This window comes from Streptomyces ferrugineus, assembly GCF_015160855.1.
Lineage (GTDB): Bacteria > Actinomycetota > Actinomycetes > Streptomycetales > Streptomycetaceae > Streptomyces > Streptomyces ferrugineus.
Map to the genome: position 1 here is coordinate 6914506 of NZ_CP063373.1, position 19223 is coordinate 6933728.

The 19223-nt window shown below is 72.9% G+C and carries 15 protein-coding genes, 1 pseudogene and 2 riboswitches; of the genes and pseudogenes, 8 read left to right on the forward strand and 8 right to left on the reverse strand.

Annotation, left to right across the window (positions count from 1 at the left end):
* Window positions 1-115 precede the first annotated feature (115 nt).
* From IM697_RS31040 to IM697_RS31050, 3 genes are all read left to right on the forward strand, one after another.
* Complete coding sequence (locus IM697_RS31040; RefSeq protein ID WP_194039401.1) at window positions 116-637, forward strand: nitroreductase family deazaflavin-dependent oxidoreductase; 522 nt, start codon at window positions 116-118, stop codon at window positions 635-637.
* A gap of 595 nt (window positions 638-1232) precedes the next feature.
* Window positions 1233-1763 (forward strand): hypothetical protein, encoded by a 531-nt coding sequence (locus IM697_RS31045; RefSeq protein WP_194039402.1) that lies wholly within the window; start codon window positions 1233-1235, stop codon window positions 1761-1763.
* 177 nt (window positions 1764-1940) lie between these two features.
* Window positions 1941-2621, forward strand: a complete 681-nt coding sequence (locus IM697_RS31050; RefSeq protein WP_194039403.1) for an ATPase — start codon at window positions 1941-1943, stop codon at window positions 2619-2621.
* Window positions 2622-2672: 51 nt separating this feature from the next.
* Here the strand turns inward: IM697_RS31050 and IM697_RS31055 are convergent, their stop codons facing one another.
* The 5 genes and pseudogenes from IM697_RS31055 to IM697_RS45770 form a co-directional block, all read right to left on the reverse strand.
* Window positions 2673-3068: a (2Fe-2S) ferredoxin domain-containing protein gene (locus IM697_RS31055; protein WP_194039404.1), complete on the reverse strand. Its 396-nt coding sequence runs from the start codon at window positions 3066-3068 to the stop codon at window positions 2673-2675.
* Between the two features lies 1 nt (window position 3069).
* Window positions 3070-3852 carry an ABC transporter ATP-binding protein gene (locus IM697_RS31060; protein ID WP_194039405.1) on the reverse strand — a complete coding sequence of 261 codons (783 nt, stop codon included), beginning with the start codon at window positions 3850-3852 and terminating at the stop codon, window positions 3070-3072.
* Window positions 3849-4862 (reverse strand): FecCD family ABC transporter permease, encoded by a 1014-nt coding sequence (locus IM697_RS31065; RefSeq protein WP_194039406.1) that lies wholly within the window; start codon window positions 4860-4862, stop codon window positions 3849-3851. Before IM697_RS31065 ends, IM697_RS31060 begins: the two co-directional genes overlap by 4 nt.
* Window positions 4859-5887 carry an ABC transporter substrate-binding protein gene (locus IM697_RS31070; protein WP_194039407.1) on the reverse strand — a complete coding sequence of 343 codons (1029 nt, stop codon included), beginning with the start codon at window positions 5885-5887 and terminating at the stop codon, window positions 4859-4861. Before IM697_RS31070 ends, IM697_RS31065 begins: the two co-directional genes overlap by 4 nt.
* Before the next feature lie 58 nt (window positions 5888-5945).
* Window positions 5946-6135: riboswitch (cobalamin riboswitch) on the reverse strand.
* Window positions 6118-6436, reverse strand: a pseudogene (locus IM697_RS45770) (short-chain fatty acyl-CoA regulator family protein); the annotation flags it as partial. Its footprint overlaps the riboswitch before it by 18 nt.
* A 153-nt stretch (window positions 6437-6589) precedes the next feature.
* A riboswitch (cobalamin riboswitch) is annotated at window positions 6590-6809 on the forward strand.
* 161 nt (window positions 6810-6970) lie between these two features.
* Here IM697_RS45770 and metE point away from each other — a divergent pair.
* Window positions 6971-9289: a 5-methyltetrahydropteroyltriglutamate--homocysteine S-methyltransferase gene (gene metE, locus IM697_RS31080; protein ID WP_194039408.1), complete on the forward strand. Its 2319-nt coding sequence runs from the start codon at window positions 6971-6973 to the stop codon at window positions 9287-9289.
* A gap of 146 nt (window positions 9290-9435) precedes the next feature.
* The gene (locus IM697_RS31085; RefSeq protein WP_194039409.1) at window positions 9436-10176 is read left to right on the forward strand and encodes a class I SAM-dependent methyltransferase; all 741 of its coding nucleotides are present in this window, start codon (window positions 9436-9438) and stop codon (window positions 10174-10176) included.
* Between the two features lie 659 nt (window positions 10177-10835).
* On the opposite strand, the gene IM697_RS31090 is transcribed toward IM697_RS31085, so the two are convergent.
* Window positions 10836-11912: an enoyl-CoA hydratase/isomerase family protein gene (locus tag IM697_RS31090; protein ID WP_194039410.1), complete on the reverse strand. Its 1077-nt coding sequence runs from the start codon at window positions 11910-11912 to the stop codon at window positions 10836-10838.
* A 217-nt stretch (window positions 11913-12129) separates the two neighbouring features.
* Here IM697_RS31090 and IM697_RS31095 point away from each other — a divergent pair, with 217 nt between their 5' ends.
* From IM697_RS31095 to meaB, 3 genes are read left to right on the forward strand one after another with little or no spacing between them, the layout of a single operon-like run.
* Window positions 12130-13932 carry a methylmalonyl-CoA mutase family protein gene (locus IM697_RS31095; RefSeq protein WP_194039411.1) on the forward strand — a complete coding sequence of 601 codons (1803 nt, stop codon included), beginning with the start codon at window positions 12130-12132 and terminating at the stop codon, window positions 13930-13932.
* Window positions 13932-16094 (forward strand): methylmalonyl-CoA mutase, encoded by a 2163-nt coding sequence (scpA, locus tag IM697_RS31100; RefSeq protein ID WP_194039412.1) that lies wholly within the window; start codon window positions 13932-13934, stop codon window positions 16092-16094. The genes IM697_RS31095 and scpA overlap by 1 nt, the downstream gene beginning before the upstream one ends.
* On the forward strand, window positions 16091-17122 hold the full coding sequence (meaB, locus tag IM697_RS31105; protein WP_194039413.1) for a methylmalonyl Co-A mutase-associated GTPase MeaB: 1032 nt from the start codon (window positions 16091-16093) through the stop codon (window positions 17120-17122). Before scpA ends, meaB begins: the two co-directional genes overlap by 4 nt.
* Here meaB and IM697_RS31110 read toward each other — a convergent pair.
* Together IM697_RS31110 and IM697_RS31115 are read right to left on the reverse strand one after the other, a co-directional pair.
* Window positions 17071-17760: a response regulator gene (locus IM697_RS31110; protein ID WP_194039414.1), complete on the reverse strand. Its 690-nt coding sequence runs from the start codon at window positions 17758-17760 to the stop codon at window positions 17071-17073. The two genes, meaB and IM697_RS31110, sit on opposite strands and share 52 nt — an antisense overlap.
* Entirely contained in the window at window positions 17757-18860 is a 1104-nt protein-coding gene (locus tag IM697_RS31115; protein ID WP_194039415.1) for a sensor histidine kinase, read from the reverse strand. The genes IM697_RS31110 and IM697_RS31115 overlap by 4 nt, the downstream gene beginning before the upstream one ends.
* Window positions 18861-19223 lie beyond the last annotated feature (363 nt).

Here is a 19223-nt window from a genome sequence, read left to right on the forward strand (position 1 = left end):
GCCCCTCCCCCACCTTTAGACTATGCAAAGGTGGTCCGGGTGACACGGCTCTCAACTCCGGTCCTTTACCCAATCGAGTCCGAGAGCCGACATTCCCGACCCGCGGAAGGCGACCATGACGCACGGAGACACCGCACGCCGCCGCCCTCAACCCCGCACCGGATGGCGGAGGCTGGCCGCGCGGCTGCCGATCCTGCTCTTCCGCGCGGGACTGGGGCCGGTGTTCGGGAAGCGGTTTCTCCTGCTGCACCACACCGGCCGCGTGACCGGGCTCGACCGCATGGTGGCCCTGGAGGTGGTGTTCTACGAGCCGGCCTACCGGAGTTGGACCGTCGCGTCGTGTTTCGGGCCGGAGGCGGACTGGTACCAGAACCTGCGCGAAGAGCCGAAGACGCTCATCCAGTTCGGCAATCGTCCCTACGCCGTCACCGCCCACTTCCTCCCGCCCGACGAGGGCGCCGAGGTCATGGTCGGCTACGGGCACCGGCACCCGCGGACGGCTCGCCGGCTGTGCGCGTTCATGGGACTGCCGGCCGATGGCGGCAAGGCGTCGTTCCGCGAGGCGGGCAGAGCCATCCCCTTCGTCCGGCTCGAGGCCGCCGTCGGACAGCGCGGGCACACGCGCGGACGCGCGTGACGCCCCGGACGCGGAGTCCGGGGCGCCGGGCCGCAGTGGCCGCTTTCTCTTACACCGCGGCAATCACCCGTCGGCGGCCGGAGTCGCCGTCGACCGGCCATCGGGCAGTACCAGAGTGGCCCACGAGACAGGCGGGGCAAAGGTTTTTCCGGATCATGTCAGGCCCTCGTAAGGTCCACGGCCTTCCTCCGGCACGGCAGCGAACCCACCGCCGCGAGGCACGCGATCCCGCCGCCGGAGCCCGCCGGCAGCGATGTGAAAATCGTTCGGAACCTCTGGCGATCTGTTTTTGCACCGTGCAAGGATCAGGCGAGGGGGAGTCGGCGACCGATCGCCGTGCGGCGCCCAGGAGTGATATCGGCAAGGTTACGCGGCACGGGACGACACGCCGACCGTCGCCGGCTCCCTCCCACAGCTCGCCGCCTGAGCTCACGAGCGCCGAAGCGGGGGCGTCGTCCCGAACAAGGTTGCCCGCACTCGGTATTACCGGCCGAGGCACGAGCGACGGCACACTGTCGCTCACGGAGCCGCACAGCACCTCAAGGAGTGAGGCGGCGGTGTTCACAGCGTGCGCGTGCGAGGGGAGAACGGGGCCGTGACCACACACGGTGCAGGCGGCGACGGGGCGCCGGAGGAGTGGGACGGCAGCACGTCCGGCTCCGAGGAGATATGGCAGAAGTTCCTCACGGACAACGAGCGCGCCATCCGCACCTCCGCCCCCAAGGAACCCTCCGCGCGGGAACGGGCGTTGGGACGGCGTCCCCGCCCCCTGGACAGGGCACAGGAGCGGAAGCGGTTCCGGCACCACGCGCCGGCGTCCGCCGAGGCCGACGCGGTCGGCGAGCTGTGGCGGCCGGCGGATCACCGGGCCGGACCGGCCTGGCGGGACCTCGACAGCCGAGCCAGGGCCCGGCGGGTCGGCCGCGTGGTCGCCACGGGGGCCGCGATCGCCCTGGCCCTGGGGGCGTGGTCCTGGCTGTCCACCACAGCGGGCGCCCCGGAGGGCGGGCTGGACGACATCACCGTGCAGCAGTCGGAGCGAGCCCGGCACGAGCCGCCCACGGCGACCGACCTCCCGTCCCGGCCCGGCGCGGAGCCGTCCGCGCCTGTCGCCTCCGTCGAATAGGGGCCGCGGAACCCGCGGGGCGACCTCCTCACCGACTCGCCCTGGGAGGAGCCGCGACCGCGGCCGCCCCGTCGAGCGCTACTTCGCGTGCAGTAGGCCGCCACTCCCTGGGGAGTAGCCCCGAGTGACGCCTCCGGGGCGACGCGCGACGGCGGTGCTCCGGGACAGCCTGAGACGGTGATTCTCATCGAACTCTTCGCACCCCCGGGCGCCCTGGGCGCCGCACAGCGCGAGTGGCTGGCCCGGCGGATGATCGACCTGCTCATGGCGTCCGACCAGCCGGACGACTCCCACGCCCCCGAAGTCCTCGAAGCGGCCCAGTCCTTGACGCAGGTGCTGGTCCACGAGCCGACGACCTGGGTGGTGGGCGGACAGCAGCCGGTGGACCCCGCCGACCCGCCCCGCTATGTGGTGCGGGTCAGCACACCGGCCGCCTGGCGCAAGGAGATGAGCGGCCATGTCATCGAGGTCCTCACCCAGGCCCTGGCGGAGGCCGAGAAGGCGGCCGGCCGCGACCCCGACCGGCTGCTGCACGAGCCGCATGCGTGGATCCATGTCACCGGCGTCACCGAAGGCAGCCTCGGCGCACTGGGCCGCCCCATGGGGAGCCTGGACCTGATCCGCCACCTCACCGCCCCGCACCGTGACGCCATCGCCCGCAGGTCCGCCGCGAACCTGCCGCCGGGCCATGTCGTCGACCCGGTGTGCGGCATGACCGTGGACCTGAACACCACCGGTCTCACCTTGGAGCACGACGGCACCGTCCATGGGTTCTGCGACGGCCAGTGCCTGCGGATCTTCGCCGAAGATCACGGCGTGTCGCTCGAGGAGAACCGCCGGGGCGGGGTCGTGCAGTGACCGTGGGGCGGCTCGAGGCGCGGCCCTGACACCCCAGTTGCCGCCCGGGCCTCAGCCTTCCGGCCGGGACGCGGTCGTCCCCGGCTTCGGCGTGGTCCGCCCGGGCGGAGTGAAGGTGTAGAGGTCGAGTATGTCGGGGCAGGGTGCGACGCCGGGGCCGCCGGACCGGACCCAGGTGAGGATGTCCTCGGTGGCGTCGGGGTCGTTGACGAGGCCGAGCCAGACGGGGCGGGCGCCCGCGGCACGGCCGGCGGCGGAGGGCTGGACGACGATCACGTTGGCGTGCTCGCACACGCCGAGGCAGTCGGAGATGCGCACCGGCGCGTTCTCGGCGAGCCGCGCGGTCTGCCGGGCGTGATCGACTCCGGGCACCTTCGGGGTCCCGCAGCAGCAGTCCCGGCAGACCACGATCCGGCTGGGTACGGGCTGTTCGGGGGGTGTCGGCATGTCAGTACCGCCCTGCGGGGGTGGCCGGCCGCAGGAAGCGGATCACCGGGTGGCCGGGTTCGTCGGTGACCTCGGCGCGGACGCCGTAGACCTGCTCGATGAGGGCGGGGGTGAGGACTTCGGCCGGGGTGCCCTCCGCGACCGCGCGGCCGTCGCGCAGGACGAGCAGGCGGTCGCAGTACATCGCGGCGAGGTTGAGGTCGTGCAGGGCGATCACGGTGGTGACCGGGAGGGCCGCGACGAGGTCCAGCAGGTCGAGCTGGTGCTGGATGTCGAGGTGGTTGGTGGGTTCGTCGAGGAGGAGTTCGCGGGGTTCCTGGGCGAGGGCGCGGGCGATCTGGGTGCGCTGGCGTTCCCCTCCGGAGAGGGTGTGCCAGGACTGGTCGGCCCGGCCGGTCAGGCCGGTGCGCTCCAGGGCCGCGCCGACCGCCGCGGCGTCGGCGGCCGTGGCCGGGGTCCAGGCGCGGCGGTGCGGGATGCGGCCGAGGGCGACGACGTCGCGGACGGTGAGTTCGGTCTGGGTGTGGGCGTCCTGCTCGACGGTGGCGACGCGCCGGGCGGTGGCACGGCGGCCGATGTCGCCGAGCGGGCGTCCGTCCAGGGTGACGACCCCGGCGGTGGGGGCGAGGACGCCGGCGAGGAGTCTGAGCAGCGTCGACTTTCCGGAGCCGTTGGGGCCGAGCAGTCCGACGGTCTCGCCGGGGCGCAGGGCGAGGGTGACGCCGTCGACGATGACCTGGCCGGCGACACGCCGTACGAGACCCTGGGCCTGAAGGCTCGTCATGCCTTCCTCCGTCCCCGGTAGAGCACGGCCACGAACGCCGGTACGCCGATGAGGGACGTGACCACGCCCACCGGGACCTCCTGGGGGTCGAGGAGGGTGCGGGCGGCGGTGTCCACCCACACCAGGAACACGGCTCCGGTCAGCGCCGTGACCGGCAGGAGGCGGGCGTGGCCGGAGCCGGTCAGGGCGCGGGTGGCATGCGGCAGGACCAGGCCGACGAAGCCGATCGCGCCGGCGCAGCTCACCAGCGCGGCGGTGAGCAGCGCGGTGGCGCAGAGCAGGACCAGCCGGGTGCGGGCGACGCGGACGCCGAGTCCGGCGGCGGCGTCGTCACCGAAGGCGAAGGCGTCCAGGGTGCGGGCGTGTCCGAGGCAGACGGCGAGGACCACGGCCAGGACGGCGGTGCACAGCACCACCTGCCCCCAGTCGGCGCCGGTGAGCGAACCCAGCAGCCAGAACAGCACGCCCCGGGTGGTCTCGGCGTCGGCGGAGGTCAGCACGATGAACGAGGTCAGCGCGGAGAACAGCTGCATGGCGGCCACCCCGGACAGCACGACCCGGTCCGTGCTGCCGCCGAGGAGATGGCTGAGCAGCAGCACCAGGGCGAAGGAGAGCAGCGCGCCGAGGAAGGCACCCGCCGACAGTGACACCACTCCCCCGCCGACGCCCAGCACCACGACGGCGACGGCCCCCGTGGACGCCCCGGAGGACACCCCGAGCACGAACGGGTCGGCCAGCGGATTGCGCAGCAGCGACTGCATGACCGCCCCGCACACGGCGAGCCCGGCCCCGCACACGGCGGCGAGCAGGGTGCGCGGCATCCGCAGGTTCCACACGATGCCGTCCCGCAGCGGCGCCAACGCGCTCTCGCCGAGCCCGAGATGAGCGGCCACGGACGCCCACACGTCCGCCGTGGAGATGTCGGCCGGCCCGATCGTGACCGTGACGGCGACCGACGCGAGCAGCGCGGCCAGCCCGCCGCCGGTCAACAGCAGTGGGCGCACGTTCACTTGGCGAGCCCGAAGTCGCGCAGTCCGGCGGCGACCTGCTCGATCCCCTCGACCGTGCGGATGGACGGGTTCATCGCCTGCCCGCTGAGCAGCACGTACCGCTTCTTCCGCACGGCGGTCAGACTGCGGGTGGCGGGGTTGGTCTCCAGGAAGCGGATCTTGGCCCGGGCGCTCTCCGCGGTCTGCTGCCTGCGCGTCAGGTCGCCGATCACGATGACGTCGGGGTCACGGTCGGCGACGGTCTCCCAGCCGACCTGGGGCCACTCGTCGTGGGTGTCGGAGAAGGCGTTCCGCGCGCCGACCGCGCGGGTGATGGCACCGGGTGCGCCGCAGCAGCCGGCGAGGTAGGGCGACTGGGAGTTGGCGAACCAGTACATGAGGGAGACATCGGAGGCGTGCAGCCCGTCGGTGGCCTTGCGCACCCGCTGCTTCAGCTCCGCGACGAGCTTCTCGCCGCGCTCGTCGACGCCGAAGGCACGGGCCAGGTCACGGATCTCGCCGTACACGGCGTCGAGGGTGAGCGGCGCGCTGCGCGATCCGTCGCCGCCGCTGTCGTTGTCCTTGCCCGTGGAGCAGTCGGAGGGCGAGACGTACGTGGGCACGCCGAGCTTCTCGAACTGCTCGCGGGTGGCGACGCCGCCCTTGCCGAGGGTGGAGACGAACGAGGCGGTGACGAAGTCGGGTTCGGCGTCCAGGACCCTCTCGAAGGAGGGGTTGTCGTCGGCCAGCCGGGGCACGGCCGCGTTCGCCTTCTCCAGCCCCTTCATCACCGGGTCCGTCCAGGTCGCCGTGCCCGCCATACGGTCGGCGAGGCCGAGGGAGAGCAGGATCTCGGTGGTGCCCTGGTTGAGGGAGACGACGCGCTGCGGGGCCGACTTCAGGGTGACCTTGTGGCCGCAGTTGTCGATCGTGCGGGGATGGCCCGCGCCGGCGGGCCTCGCGGTGTCCGCGTCGGAGGCGCCGCCGCACGCGGTGAGCAGCAGGGCGGACGCAAGGACAAGTGTGGGAGTGCGGAGCACGGGCATGCCTCGGGTGTCGGGGCTCGTACGCGGAGCCTGGCCTACGGACGTCCTCCTCGCCGGGGTGGGCGCGGAGGTGCCAGCAGGTCTTCGGACTCGGGTTCGTCCGGTCGGGGCGCCTTCCCGGTCTCCCAGTGGCAGCGTGCCCCGCCCGTCCCCCTCACCGCTGCGCGTCAGTTCCGGATTCGCACCGGATTCCCTGGCCTCGGATGTGGCTCGACTGGCCTGATGAGGCTACCAAGTCCGCACGGCGTTCGGATCGTGCGATCGGTCACCGCACACGGCACGAACGTGCTGGTGTTCTGGTCGATCCGGATCTCGCGGCCCAGCCCGATGGCATACGTCTTTCCGGGCTCACCCCAGCCGCCGCGGTGCCGGGTGACCGCGCGGGCGCGGCGAACGCCTCGTAGACGTTCCACAGCGGGCAGGTGCGCCGGCCCGGGAGAAGTGGAACCCGGTCGCGGACTGTCGCTTGGACATGTTGCCGACCCTGTCGACCCGGACGAAGGAGAGGGGGACGCCGCGCAGACGCGGGCGCTGGAGGGTGCTCAGTCGCCACGCCGGAGGGCGCTCTGGTCGGCTTCGGGCTGTACTTCTTCCCCTGCGCGCAGCGCCAGATCGACGCGGGCCAGGGGCCGGGCTCAACGCGGGACTGCTGGGCCGTAGGACCGGCCGGGGGTTCCATGTGTACGGCCGCACCTGAACGGTAGGCTGGCCTGTGCAGCTGGTTCGCCCCGTCAGCCAGGCGGGACGTCGCAAGAGGGAACCCGGTGGGAATCCGGGACTGCCCCGCAGCGGTGAGCGGGAACGACCGCCGTCATACGCACTGGGTCCGACGTACCGGACTTGGGAAGCGACGGCCAGTAGGTGTCTCGTACGACGAGACGTGCCCGCGAGTCCGAAGACCTGCCAACTGCCCGCGCGCGAACCACTCGTGCGCGGACTCCCGGTGACCTCGAGGGCGGGTCGGCGTGCACAACCGAACGGGCGGCCGTGGACCGGGCCGTCGCCGTCCGGTTCTCCGGCACCCCTTCGCGCTCTCGTCCCGTCCCCGGGATCTCAGGGATTCATCTCGCGAAGGAGATCTCCGTGACCACCAGGACCGCGGCCTCGGCCGCACGGGCCACCGTGTACGGCTACCCCCGCCAGGGCCCGAACCGGGAGCTGAAGAAAGCCGTCGAGGGCTACTGGAAGGGCCGGGTCACCGCCGACACCCTCCACCGCACCGCCGCCGAACTGCGCCGCTCCACCTGGCGGCGGCTCGCCGAGGCCGGCGTCCACGAGGTGCCGACCGGTGACTTCTCGTACTACGACCACGTCCTGGACACCACCGTCGCCCTCGGCGCGATCCCCGAGCGCCACCGCGCCGCGGTCGAGGCCGACGCCCTGGACGGCTACTTCGCCATGGCCCGGGGCACCCAGCACGTCGCGCCGCTGGAGATGACCAAGTGGTTCGACACCAACTACCACTATCTCGTCCCGGAGTTGGGCCCGGACACGGTCTTCACGGCCGACTCGGCCAAGCAGGTCGCCGAACTGACGGAGGCCCTGGCGCTGGGCCTGACCGCCCGGCCCGTCCTGGTCGGCCCGGTCACCTACCTGCTGCTCGCCAAGCCCGCGCCCGGCGTGGCCGCGGACTTCGCACCGATCACCCTCCTCGACCGCCTGCTGCCCGTGTACGCCGAGATCCTGGCCGACCTGCGCGCGGCCGGCGCCGAGTGGGTGCAGCTCGACGAGCCCGCCCTGGTCCAGGACCGCACCCCGGCCAAGCTGAACGCCGCCGAGCGCGCCTACCGGGACCTCGGCACGTCGGCCGACCGGCCCAAGCTGCTCGTGGCCTCCTACTTCGACCGGCTCGGCGAGGCGCTGCCCGTGCTGGCCAAGGCACCGGTCGAGGGGCTGGCGCTCGACTTCACGCAGTCCGCGGCCGCCAACCTGGAGGCACTCGCCGCCGTCGGCGGGCTGCCCGGCAAGCGGCTCGTCGCCGGCGTCGTCAACGGCCGCAACATCTGGGTCAACGACCTGTCGGCGTCGCTCACCACCCTCGGCACCCTGCTGGGCCTGGCCGACCGGGTCGACGTCGCGGCCTCCTGCTCCCTCCTCCACGTGCCGCTGGACGCGGCGGCGGAGCGGGACATCGAGCCGCAGATCCTGCGCTGGCTCGCGTTCGCCCGGCAGAAGACCGCCGAGATCGTCACCCTCGCCAAGGGCCTCGCCCAGGGCACCGGCACGATCACCGCCGAACTCGCCGCCAACCGGGCCGACCTGGCCTCCCGCGGCGGCTCCCCGATCACCCGCGACCCGGCCGTCCGCTCCCGTGCGGCGGCCGTCACCGACGCGGACGCCCGCCGCTCACAGCCGTACGCCGAACGGGCCGCCGCCCAGCGCGCCCACCTCGACCTGCCGTTGCTGCCGACCACCACGATCGGCTCCTTCCCGCAGACCGGCGAACTGCGCGCCGCACGCGCCGGCCTGCGCGCGGGCCGCATCGACACCGCCGGCTACGAGCAGCGCGTCAGGGCCGAGATCCAGGAGGTCGTCTCCTTCCAGGAGAAGGCCGGCATCGACGTCCTGGTGCACGGCGAACCCGAACGGGGCGACATGGTCCAGTACTTCGCCGAGCAGCTCACCGGCTACCTCGCCACACGGCACGGCTGGGTGCAGTCCTACGGCACCCGCTACGTCCGCCCGCCGATCCTGGCCGGCGACATCTCCCGTCCCGAGCCGATGACGGTGCGCTGGACGACGTACGCCCAGTCCCTGACCGCCCGCCCGGTCAAGGGCATGCTCACCGGCCCGGTCACCATGCTCGCCTGGTCCTTCGTCCGCGACGACCAGCCGCTGGGCGAGACGGCCAGGCAGGTGGCCCTCGCCCTGCGCGACGAGGTGAACGACCTGGAGGCGGCCGGGACTTCGGTGATCCAGGTCGACGAGCCCGCGCTGCGGGAGACGCTTCCGCTGCGCGCCGCGGACCGCGCCGCGTACCTGGCGTGGGCCACGGCGGCCTTCCGGCTCACCACCAGCGGAGTCCGGCCGGACACGCAGATCCACACCCACATGTGCTACGCCGAGTTCGGCGACATCGTGCAGGCCATCGACGACCTCGACGCCGACGTGATCAGCCTGGAGGCGGCCCGCTCCCATATGCAGGTCGCCCGGGAGCTGGCCGCGCACGGCTATCCGCGCGAGGCCGGGCCGGGTGTCTACGACATCCACTCGCCGCGCGTGCCGAGCGCCGAGGAGGCGGCCGAGCTGTTGCGGACCGGGCTCGGGGCGATCCCCGCCGAGCGCCTGTGGGTCAACCCCGACTGCGGCCTGAAGACCCGCGGCTGGCCCGAGACCCGCGCGTCCCTGGAGAACCTGGTCGACGCGGCCCGCACGGTCCGCGCGGAGCTGCCCGGGGCCTGAGGTCCGTTCTCGGGGGCGGCCGCCCCACCCGCCTGTACGGGAACCCGGGACGGGGTCCGGATCTTTGTGGCTTCTGCCAGTACGGCCCTTTGCCGAGGTGCGGGAAGACTGCCCGCCATCGACGAAGCACACGGGAGGACGACACGGTGAGCGTGCAGCAGTACGACGAGATCGGTGAGGCGTTCGAGGGCTTCAAGTCCCTGCCGTTGACGCGGTATGCGGAGGTGCCCGGCTTCCTGGCCATGGTCGGGGACGTGCGCGGCAAGTCGGTCCTCGACCTGGCGTCCGGCACCGGTTTCTACAGCAGGGAGTTCATGCGGCGGGGCGCCGCGGAGGTGCTCGGCGTCGACATCTCCGGGGAAATGGTCGCCGCGGCGCGGGCGTTGGAGGCGCGTGATCCGCTGGGGGTGCGCTACGAGGTGGGGGACGTGGCCGAACTGCGGCCCCATGGGCGGCAGTTCGACGTCGCGCTGGGAGTGCAGTTGCTCAACTACGCGCCGGACGTCGCCGCCATGGAGCGGATGTGCCGCAATGTGCACCGCAGCCTGGCGCCCGGCGCCGAGTTCTTCGTGCTGGCCCAGTCCCCCGACTACCGCGGCGGCGGGTCGGCGCTGGAGAAGTACGGCTTCCGTTGCGAGCCGACCGGCGAGGAACTCGAGACCGGGCCGCGCTTCCGGGTCACGGCGCTGCTCGACCCGCCGGTCAGCATCGTCAGCGCGGCCCCGCGCCGCGAGGTCTACGAAGCGTGCCTGGGGGCGGCCGGGTTCGGCGAGGTGACCTGGGTCCCGTTGGAGGTGTCCGAGGCCGGCGTGCGCGAGTACGGCGCCGACTTCTGGGCGGACTTCCGCGCCGACCCTCCGCTGGAGATGCTGCGCTGCCGCGCCTGACGCCCGTCACGCACCCGGATCGCGGTACCGCCCGCAGCGGTACCGCGACCGCACAGCGCGGACGGGCCGTGCCGGTGTCCGCGCGCCACCGCACCGCCGCCGTCGTCCGGGGCGACGATCAGCCGCCGGTACTGATCGGGCGTCAGCGCGACGGCGTCACCGCCCCTGAGGGTGATACGGCGGTGATACAGCGGGGCCGGGGGGTGTCCGGCTACTCGGCTCCTCCGCTGAACGGTGCGGCCGGTTCGAGTGACCACCGCCGGGGCCCCCGCCCTACCGCCGGGGGCCTACACCCAACCACCGGGCCCTACACCCCACCACCGGGGCCCACGCCCCACCACCGGGCCCTACACCCCACCGCCGGGGCCCACGCCCCACCACCGGGCCCTACACCCCACCACCGAGGCCCACGCCCAACCACCGGGCCCTACACCCCACCACCGGGGCCGCTGTCGGCCACCGAGGCCCACACCACACCGAGGCCCACGCCCCACCGCCGAGGCCCACACCTCACCACCAGGGCCCACACCCAACCATCAGGCCCTACACCCCACCACCGAGGCCGCTGTCGGCCACCGGGGCCCACGCCCCACCCGGGGCCCACGCCCCACCACCGAGGCCCACACCCAACCGCCGATGCCCCACCCCACAACCGGGCCCTACGCCCCACCCCCGAGGCCGCCGTCGGCCGCGAGTCCGAGTTCGCGCCCGTCGAGCCGTGCGAAGAAGCGCTCCACGTCGGTCTCGGTGACCTCGGGGAGGGTGGCCGGGGACCAGCGCGGGGTGCGGTCCTTGTCGATGATCTGGGCGCGGACGCCCTCCACCAGGTCGGGGCGGGTCAGGGCCGCGCAGGAGACGCGGAACTCCTGGTCGAGGACCCGCTCCAGCGATCCGAGCCGGCGGGCGCGGCGCACCGCGGCCAGGGTGACCTTGAGCGCGGTCGGCGACTTGGCGAGCAGGGTCTCGGCGGCCTCCTTGGCGGCCGGGTCGCCGGCGGCGAACAGCCGGTCGACGATGTCCTCGACGGTGTCGGCGGCGTAGCAGGCGTCGATCCAGTCGCGCCACTCGGCCAGTTCGCCCGGGGGCGGGGTCTGCTGCGCATGCCGGGCGAGCGCGTCCCGTACGGGCGACTCGGCGAGGTCGTCGGCCAGGTCGCCGAGCGCGGCGGACGGCACATAGTGGTCGGCGAGCCCGCACAGCATGGCGTCCCGGGCCCCGATCCGCGCACCGGTGAGGGCGAGATGGGTGCCCAGTTCGCCCGGGGCGAGGCCGAGCAGACGGGTGCCGCCGACGTCCGGGACGAAGCCGATGCCGGTCTCGGGCATGGCGATCCGGGACCGCTCGGTGACGACGCGGAAGGCGCCGTGCGCGGAGACGCCGACGCCGCCGCCCATCACGATGCCGTCCATGAGGGCGACATACGGCTTGGGGTAGCGGGCGATCCGGGCGTTGAGGCGGTACTCGTCGCGCCAGAACGCGGCCGAGGCGGTGCCGTCGCCGTCGCGCGCGTCGTCGTGGATGGCGCGGATGTCACCGCCGGCGCACAGACCGCGGTCGCCCGCGCCGGTGATCACGACGGTCTCGACGGCCGGGTCGTGCTCCCAGGCGGTGAGGGCCTCGTCGATGCGGCGGACCATCGCGTGGGTGAGGGCGTTCAGGGCCCTCGGCCGGTTGAGGGTGATGCGGCCCGCCCGGCCGGTGGTGTGCAGCAGGACCGGCTCTTCGGCGGCGCTCATGATCTCGTTGCCCCTTCCGGGTTCTGCTTCCAGGATCTGATGGACCCGCAGGTCACGGACGATCTTCTCGGCACCGTTATATAGTTGGACGTCCTAGTAAATCCACCGCCGAGGACCCCACAGTAAGGTCCGGAGACCCAGGTCACAGTGCGGAAGAGGGAAAGGTCACAGCCGTGCCCACTGCTGCTCCTTTGATGATCTGACCTAGCATCCGAGCATGACGGTCCTGCCTGACGACGGGCTCTCGCTGGCCGCCGAGTTCCCTGACGCAACCCATGAGCAGTGGCAACACCTGGTGGCAGGTGTGCTGCGCAAGTCGGGCAAGGACGTCTCGGGTACGGCCGCCGAGGACGCCCTGTCCACTGCCCTGGAGGACGGGCTTCGCACCCGCCCCCTGTACACCGCGCGCGACGCCGCGCCCGACTCCGGTCTGCCCGGGTTCGCCCCGTTCGTCCGCGGCTCTCGCGCCGAGGGCAACACGGTCGGCGGCTGGGACGTGCGGCAGCGGCACACGGCGCTCACGGACGGCGTGGTGCTCGCGGACCTGGAGAACGGCGGCACCTCGCTCTGGCTGGTCCTCGGCGAGGGCGGCATCCCGGTGAGGGACCTCGGCCGCGCCCTGGACGGCGTCTACCTCGACCTGGCCCCCGTCGTCCTCGACGCCGGCGGCGACGTGGAGCCCGCCGCACGCGAGCTGCTGCGGCTGTACGAGGAGCGCGGCGTCGCCAAGGAGGCGGCGCGCGGCAACCTCGGCGCCGACCCGCTCGGCCTTGCGGCCCGTACCGGAAGGTCCTCGGAGTTCGCTCCCGCCGCCTCGCTGGCGCGGCTGTGCGCCGAGGAGTACCCGGGGCTGCGAGCGCTGACCGTGGACGCGCTGCCGTACCACGAGGCCGGTGGCTCGGCCGCCCAGGAGCTGGGCTCCTCGCTGGCGACCGGTGTCGCCTATCTGCGCGAGCTGACCGAGGCGGGCCTGACGGTCGAACAGGCCTGTGCGCAGCTGGAGTTCCGCTACGCCGCCACCGCCGACCAGTTCCTGACCGTCGCCAAGCTGCGGGCCGCGCGCCGGCTGTGGGCGCGGGCGACCGAGGTGTGCGGGGCGCCGAGTGCCCAGGTGCAGCACGCCGTCACCTCGCCGGTGATGATGACGCGCCGGGACCCGTGGGTGAACATGCTGCGCACGACGGTCGCGACGCTGGCCGCCGGGGTCGGGGGCGCCGACGCGGTGACCGTGCTGCCGTTCGACCACGCGCTCGGCCTGCCGGACGCGTTCGCGCGCCGCATCGCCCGCAACACCTCGACGATCCTCATCGAGGAGTCGCACCTCGCCCGGGTGATCGACCCGGCGGGCGGCTCCTGGTACGTGGAGCGGCTGACGGACGAACTGGCCCACGCGGGCTGGGAGTTCTTCCAGCGGATCGAGCGGGCCGGCGGCCAGGCGGCCGCACTGCGCTCCGGTCAGCTCGGCCAGGACCTCGCCGACACCTGGGAGGCGCGCGCCAGCAGGCTCGCCAAGCGCCGCGAACCCGTCACCGGCGTCAGCGAGTTCCCGCACCTCGCCGAGCAGCCCGTGGAGCGCGAGCCCGCCCCCGAGGCCCCGTCCGGCGGCCTCCCCCGCGTCCGCCGCGACGAGGCGTACGAGGCCCTGCGCGCCCGCTCCGACGCCCACCTGGCCGCGACCGGCTCCCGGCCCCGGATCTTCCTGGCCGCCCTCGGCCCGGCCGCCGCCCACACCTCACGTCTCACCTTCGCCTCGAACCTCTTCCAGGCGGGCGGCATCGAGCCCGTCACCGACGGCGGCTTCGAGGAGAGCGGTGCCACCGAGGTGTGCCTGTGCTCCAGTGACGCGGTGTACGAGGAGCAGGCGGAGGCGGTGGCCGGGCAGTTGAAGGCCGCCGGCGCCTCGCATGTGTTCCTCGCCGGGCGGCCCGGGAACCATCCCGGCGTCGACTCATACGTCTTCGCGGGCTGTGACGCCGTCGCCGTGCTGTCCGCCACCCTCGACCGCTTGGGAGTGTCCTGATGGGAATCCCCGACTTCACCGGGATCGAGCTCGGGGAGCCGAGGACCGACGTCGGCGCCGACGAGTGGCGCAAGGCCGCCGGGAACGACGGGGCCTTCTGGGAGACCCCGGAGGGCATCGCGGTCAAGCCGCTGTACACCGGCCGTGACCTGGAGGGCCTGGACTTCCTCGGCACCTACCCGGGCATGGCGCCGTATCTGCGCGGCCCGTACCCGACGATGTACGTCAACCAGCCCTGGACCATCCGCCAGTACGCGGGCTTCTCCACCGCCGAGGAGTCCAACGCCTTCTACCGGCGCAACCTCGCGGCCGGCCAGAAGGGCCTGTCGGTCGCCTTCGACCTGCCCACGCACCGGGGTTACGACAGCGACCACCCGCGCGTGACGGGTGACGTCGGCATGGCGGGCGTCGCGATCGACTCGATCTACGACATGCGGCAGCTCTTCGACGGCATCCCGCTGGACCGGATGACGGTGTCGATGACGATGAACGGCGCCGTGCTGCCGGTGCTCGCGCTGTACATCGTGGCGGCGGAGGAACAGGGCGTGGCGCCCGAGAAGCTGGCCGGGACCATTCAGAACGACATCCTCAAGGAGTTCATGGTCCGCAACACCTACATCTATCCGCCGAAGCCGTCGATGCGGATCATCTCCGACATCTTCGCCTTCACCTCGCAGCGGATGCCGCGCTACAACTCCATCTCCATCTCCGGCTACCACATCCAGGAGGCCGGTGCCACGGCCGATCTGGAGCTGGCGTACACGCTCGCGGACGGCGTGGAGTACATCCGGGCGGGCCGTGAAGCGGGGCTGGACGTGGACGCGTTCGCGCCCCGGCTCTCCTTCTTCTGGGCGATCGGCATGAACTTCTTCATGGAGATCGCCAAGATGCGGGCGGCGCGGCTGCTGTGGGCGAAGCTGGTCAAGCAGTTCGACCCGCAGAACGCCAAGTCGCTGTCACTGCGCACCCATTCGCAGACCTCGGGCTGGTCGCTGACCGCGCAGGACGTGTTCAACAACGTCACGCGCACCTGCGTCGAGGCGATGGCGGCCACCCAGGGCCACACCCAGTCGCTGCACACCAACGCCCTCGACGAGGCGCTCGCGCTGCCCACCGACTTCTCCGCGCGCATCGCCCGCAACACCCAGCTGCTGATCCAGCAGGAGTCGGGCACCACCCGGGTCATCGACCCGTGGGGCGGCAGCGCCTACGTCGAGAAGCTGACGTACGACCTCGCCCGCCGGGCCTGGCAGCACATCCAGGAGGTCGAGCAGGCGGGCGGCATGGCGCAGGCCATCGACGCCGGCATCCCCAAGCTGCGCGTCGAGGAGGCCGCGGCCCGCACCCAGGCCCGGATCGACTCCGGGCGGCAGCCGGTGATCGGCGTCAACAAGTACCGGGTGGACAGCGACGAGGCGATCGAGGTCCTCAAGGTCGACAACTCCGCCGTCCGCGCCCAGCAGATCGAGAAGCTGCGGCGGCTGCGGGCGGAGCGGGACGAGCGGGCCTGCCAGGACGCACTCGACGCGCTCACCCGGGCCGCAGGCGGCGAGGGCAACCTGCTGGAGCTGGCCGTGCACGCCGCCCGCGCCAAGGCCACCGTCGGCGAGATCTCCGACGCCCTGGAGAAGGTGTACGGGCGGCACGCGAGCCAGATCCGTACCATCACCGGGGTGTACCGCAACGAAGCCGGCGAGTCGCCGTCCGTGGACCGCACCCGCACCCTCGTGTCCGACTTCGAGGAGGCCGAGGGGCGCCGTCCGCGCATCCTGGTGGCCAAGATGGGCCAGGACGGCCACGACCGTGGCCAGAAGGTGATCGCGACCGCGTTCGCCGACCTCGGCTTCGACGTGGACGTCGGCCCGCTGTTCCAGACCCCGGCCGAGGTGGCCCGTCAGGCCGTCGAGGCGGACGTGCACATCGTCGGGGTGTCGTCGCTGGCCGCCGGTCACCTCACCCTCGTACCGGCGCTGAAGGAACAGCTCGCCGAGGAGGGCCGCGAGGACATCATGATCGTGGTCGGCGGGGTGATCCCGCCGCAGGACGTGTCCACACTCCTCGAGATGGGCGCGGCGGCCGTGTTCCCGCCCGGGACGGTGATCCCGGACGCCGCGTACGACCTCGTACGGCGGCTGGGGGCCGACCTCGGGCACGAGCTGTGATCGATCTCGACGCGTATGTGAAGGGGGTGCTCGACGGGAAGCGGGCGATCGTCGCGCGCGCCATCACCCTCGTCGAGTCCACCCGGCCGCAACACCGGGTGCTGGCACAGCGGTTGCTGAGCGAGCTGCTCCCGCACAGCGGGAGGGCGCGCCGGATCGGGGTCAGCGGGGTGCCGGGGGTCGGGAAGTCGACGTTCATCGACGCGTTCGGCACCATGCTCACCGCGCTGGGCCACCGGGTGGCGGTGCTGGCCGTCGATCCGTCCTCCAGCCGGACGGGCGGGTCGATCCTGGGCGACAAGACGCGGATGGAGCGCCTGGCGGTCGATCCGGCGGCCTTCATCCGCCCCTCCCCCACGGCGGGCACGCTGGGCGGGGTCGCCAAGGCCACCCGGGAGTCGATCGTGGTGATGGAGGCGGCCGGCTACGACGTGATCCTGGTGGAGACGGTCGGCGTCGGGCAGTCCGAGACCGCGGTCGCGAACATGGTCGACTCCTTCCTGCTGCTGACGCTGGCCCGTACGGGCGATCAGCTCCAGGGCATCAAGAAGGGCGTGCTGGAGCTGGCCGACGTGCTCGCCGTCAACAAGGCGGATGGCCCGCACGAGCGCGACGCCCGCGCCGCCGCCCGGGAACTGGCCGGTGCCCTGCGCCTGATGCACGGCAAGGACGCCGCCTGGACCCCGCCCGTGCTGCACTGCAGCGGGCGCGAGTCGATCGGCCTGGACACCGTCTGGGACCGCCTCGAACAGCACCGGGCCCTGCTCGACTCCACCGGCCGGCTCGCCGCCAAGCGGCGTGAGCAGCAGGTCGACTGGACCTGGACCATGGTCCGCGACGAGCTGCTGGGCCGACTGCACGCCGACCCGGCCGTACGGGTCGTCGCGCCGACGCTCGAACAGCAGGTCAGGGACGGCGAGTTGACGGCGACGCTGGCCGCCGAGCGGATCCTCGCGGCGTTCGAGGGCGAGCGCGGTCAGCACACCGACGGGTCGGAACCGCGCGGCGCCACCAGACCCGACTCATAGGCGAACACCACGAGTTGGGCCCGGTCCCGGGCGCCCAGCTTGGTCATCGCCCTGCTGATGTGGGTCTTCGCCGTGAACGGGCTGATCACCATGTGCTCGGCGATCTCCTCGTTGGTCAGGCCGCGTGCCGCCAGCGCCGTCACCTCGCGTTCGCGACGGGTCAGGCACTCCAGGCCCGGTGCCGTGGCCCGGTCCGGAGGGCGGGAGACGAACTCACCGATGAGGGTGCGGGTCACCGCCGGGGACAGCAGGGCCTCCCCGCCGGCCACCACCTCGATGGCCTGGAGCAGGTCGGCCGGTTCGGTGTCCTTCAGCAGGAAGCCGCTCGCGCCGGCCCGCAGCGCCTCGAAGACGTACTCGTCGTGGCCGTAGTTGGTGAGGATCACCACGCGGACCGCCGACAGCGCCGGGTCCGCGGCGATGTGGCGGGTGGCCTCGATGCCCGTCATCACCGGCATCTGCACGTCGATCAACGCGATGTCGGGGACGTGGGCGCGGATCAGCTCCAGGCCCCGTTCGCCGTCGCTCGCCTCGCCGACCACCTCGATGCAGTCCTCGGCCTCCAGCAGGGCCCTGAAGCCCGCCCGCATCAGCGCCTGGTCGTCGACGAGCGCCACCCTGATCACCTGGTCCGTCATCCCGCCTCCCGCAACGGCAGCCGTGCCCGCACCGCGAATCCGCCCTCCTCACGCGGGGCCGCGTCCAGCGTGCCCCCGAGGGCCGCGACGCGCTCGCGCATGCCGGTCAGGCCGATGCCGGGCGTGGGCGGACGGGCCGCGTCGGCGGTGCCGTCGTCCTCGACGCGTATCGTCAAGTCGCCGTCGCCGTAGTCGAGTCGCACGCCCACCTTCGCCGGGCCCGCGTGCCGTGCCGCGTTGGTGAGCGCCTCCTGGACGATGCGGTACATGGCCCGGTCGACCGAGGCGGCCAGTGGCCGCTCGTCGCCCGTCACCGTCAGCTCGACCGCGAGCCCGGCCGCCCGCGCCCGCTCCACGAGCAGCGCGGGTGAGCCGGTCGGCTCGTCGGTGCGCAGCACCTCCAGCGTGGCCCGCAGCTCGCGCATGGCCTCCCCGCTGGCCTCCTGGATGGCGAGCAGCGCGGGCGGCACCTCCTCGCCGCGCTTGCGGGCGAGGTGGACGGCGACGCCCGCCTGGAGCTTGACGATCGAGATGCTGTGAGTGAGGGAGTCGTGCAGCTCCCTGGCGATACGCAGACGTTCCTCGCCCGCCCGGCGCAGCGCCGCCTCCTCGCGGGTGCGTTCGGCCTCCAGCGCGCGCTGCTCGGTCTGGCGCAGATACGCCTGCCAGTTGCGGTCGGCGAGGCCGGTCACGACCGCGCACAGGAACCATCCGGCGAGCAGCAGGGTCTCGCGTACGACGTCCGAGGCCGCCGAGCCCGCCGTCACGTACCCGCCGAGGAAGACGGCGGCCGCCACCGCGGCCGTGCCCCGGTGCCCGGACCGCGAGGCCGTGTGCACGGCGCCGGCGACGGGGATGGCCAGGGCGCTCGCGGGTCCGGCGTGAAAGACGTCGGCGAGCAGACAGCCGGTGGTGACCGCGAGCACCACGCGCGGGGCGGTGCGGTGCGCGGCCAGGGCCAGCGAACCGGCGAGGATCAGCACCCAGTCGAGCAGCCCGGCGCGGTCGTCCGCCACGGCGGCGAGCACGGTGATGGCGCCGACCACGACCGCGACGGCCAGGTCGGCGAGCCGCTCGCGCGTGATTCGATGCCCGCTCATATACCCGCACACTAGACCGCGCCACTGACAGTGACGTCAGCCCTGTGGACGGCTCCCGCGCTACTCCCGGCGTAGTAGTGCGGCTCACCGGCCCGCCCGGCCGCTGCGGACCCAACTGGCGTCAGCGGTAGGACGACTGGTCCAGCCCGGCAGCCCGTGCTGCTGCCGGGGTCCACACCCTTCCGTCACACCGAACCGTTCCTGAAGGCTGAGCAGGAGCCAAGCCCGTCAGCCGCACGCCCCGAACGGTCTTGAGCGCACTGGTCCCCGGCGTACTCGACCCCGGGGCGGCGACACGCATCGCGTGCGTGGTCCGAGCCCGGGAGGCCAGTTCCCTGCGCGACCTGGCCATGTGGGTGCGGC

Coding starts and splice junctions, on each gene's coding strand:
- IM697_RS31040 (WP_194039401.1), top strand. CDS start 116: ATGACGCACGGAGACACCGCACGCCGCCGCCCTCAACCCCGCACCGGA.
- IM697_RS31055 (WP_194039404.1), bottom strand. CDS start 3,068: ATGCCGACACCCCCCGAACAGCCCGTACCCAGCCGGATCGTGGTCTGC.
- IM697_RS31060 (WP_194039405.1), bottom strand. CDS start 3,852: ATGACGAGCCTTCAGGCCCAGGGTCTCGTACGGCGTGTCGCCGGCCAG.
- IM697_RS31070 (WP_194039407.1), bottom strand. CDS start 5,887: ATGCCCGTGCTCCGCACTCCCACACTTGTCCTTGCGTCCGCCCTGCTG.
- IM697_RS31090 (WP_194039410.1), bottom strand. CDS start 11,912: ATGAGCGCCGCCGAAGAGCCGGTCCTGCTGCACACCACCGGCCGGGCG.
- IM697_RS31095 (WP_194039411.1), top strand. CDS start 12,130: ATGACGGTCCTGCCTGACGACGGGCTCTCGCTGGCCGCCGAGTTCCCT.
- scpA (WP_194039412.1), top strand. CDS start 13,932: ATGGGAATCCCCGACTTCACCGGGATCGAGCTCGGGGAGCCGAGGACC.
- IM697_RS31110 (WP_194039414.1), bottom strand. CDS start 17,760: ATGACGGACCAGGTGATCAGGGTGGCGCTCGTCGACGACCAGGCGCTG.
- IM697_RS31115 (WP_194039415.1), bottom strand. CDS start 18,860: ATGAGCGGGCATCGAATCACGCGCGAGCGGCTCGCCGACCTGGCCGTC.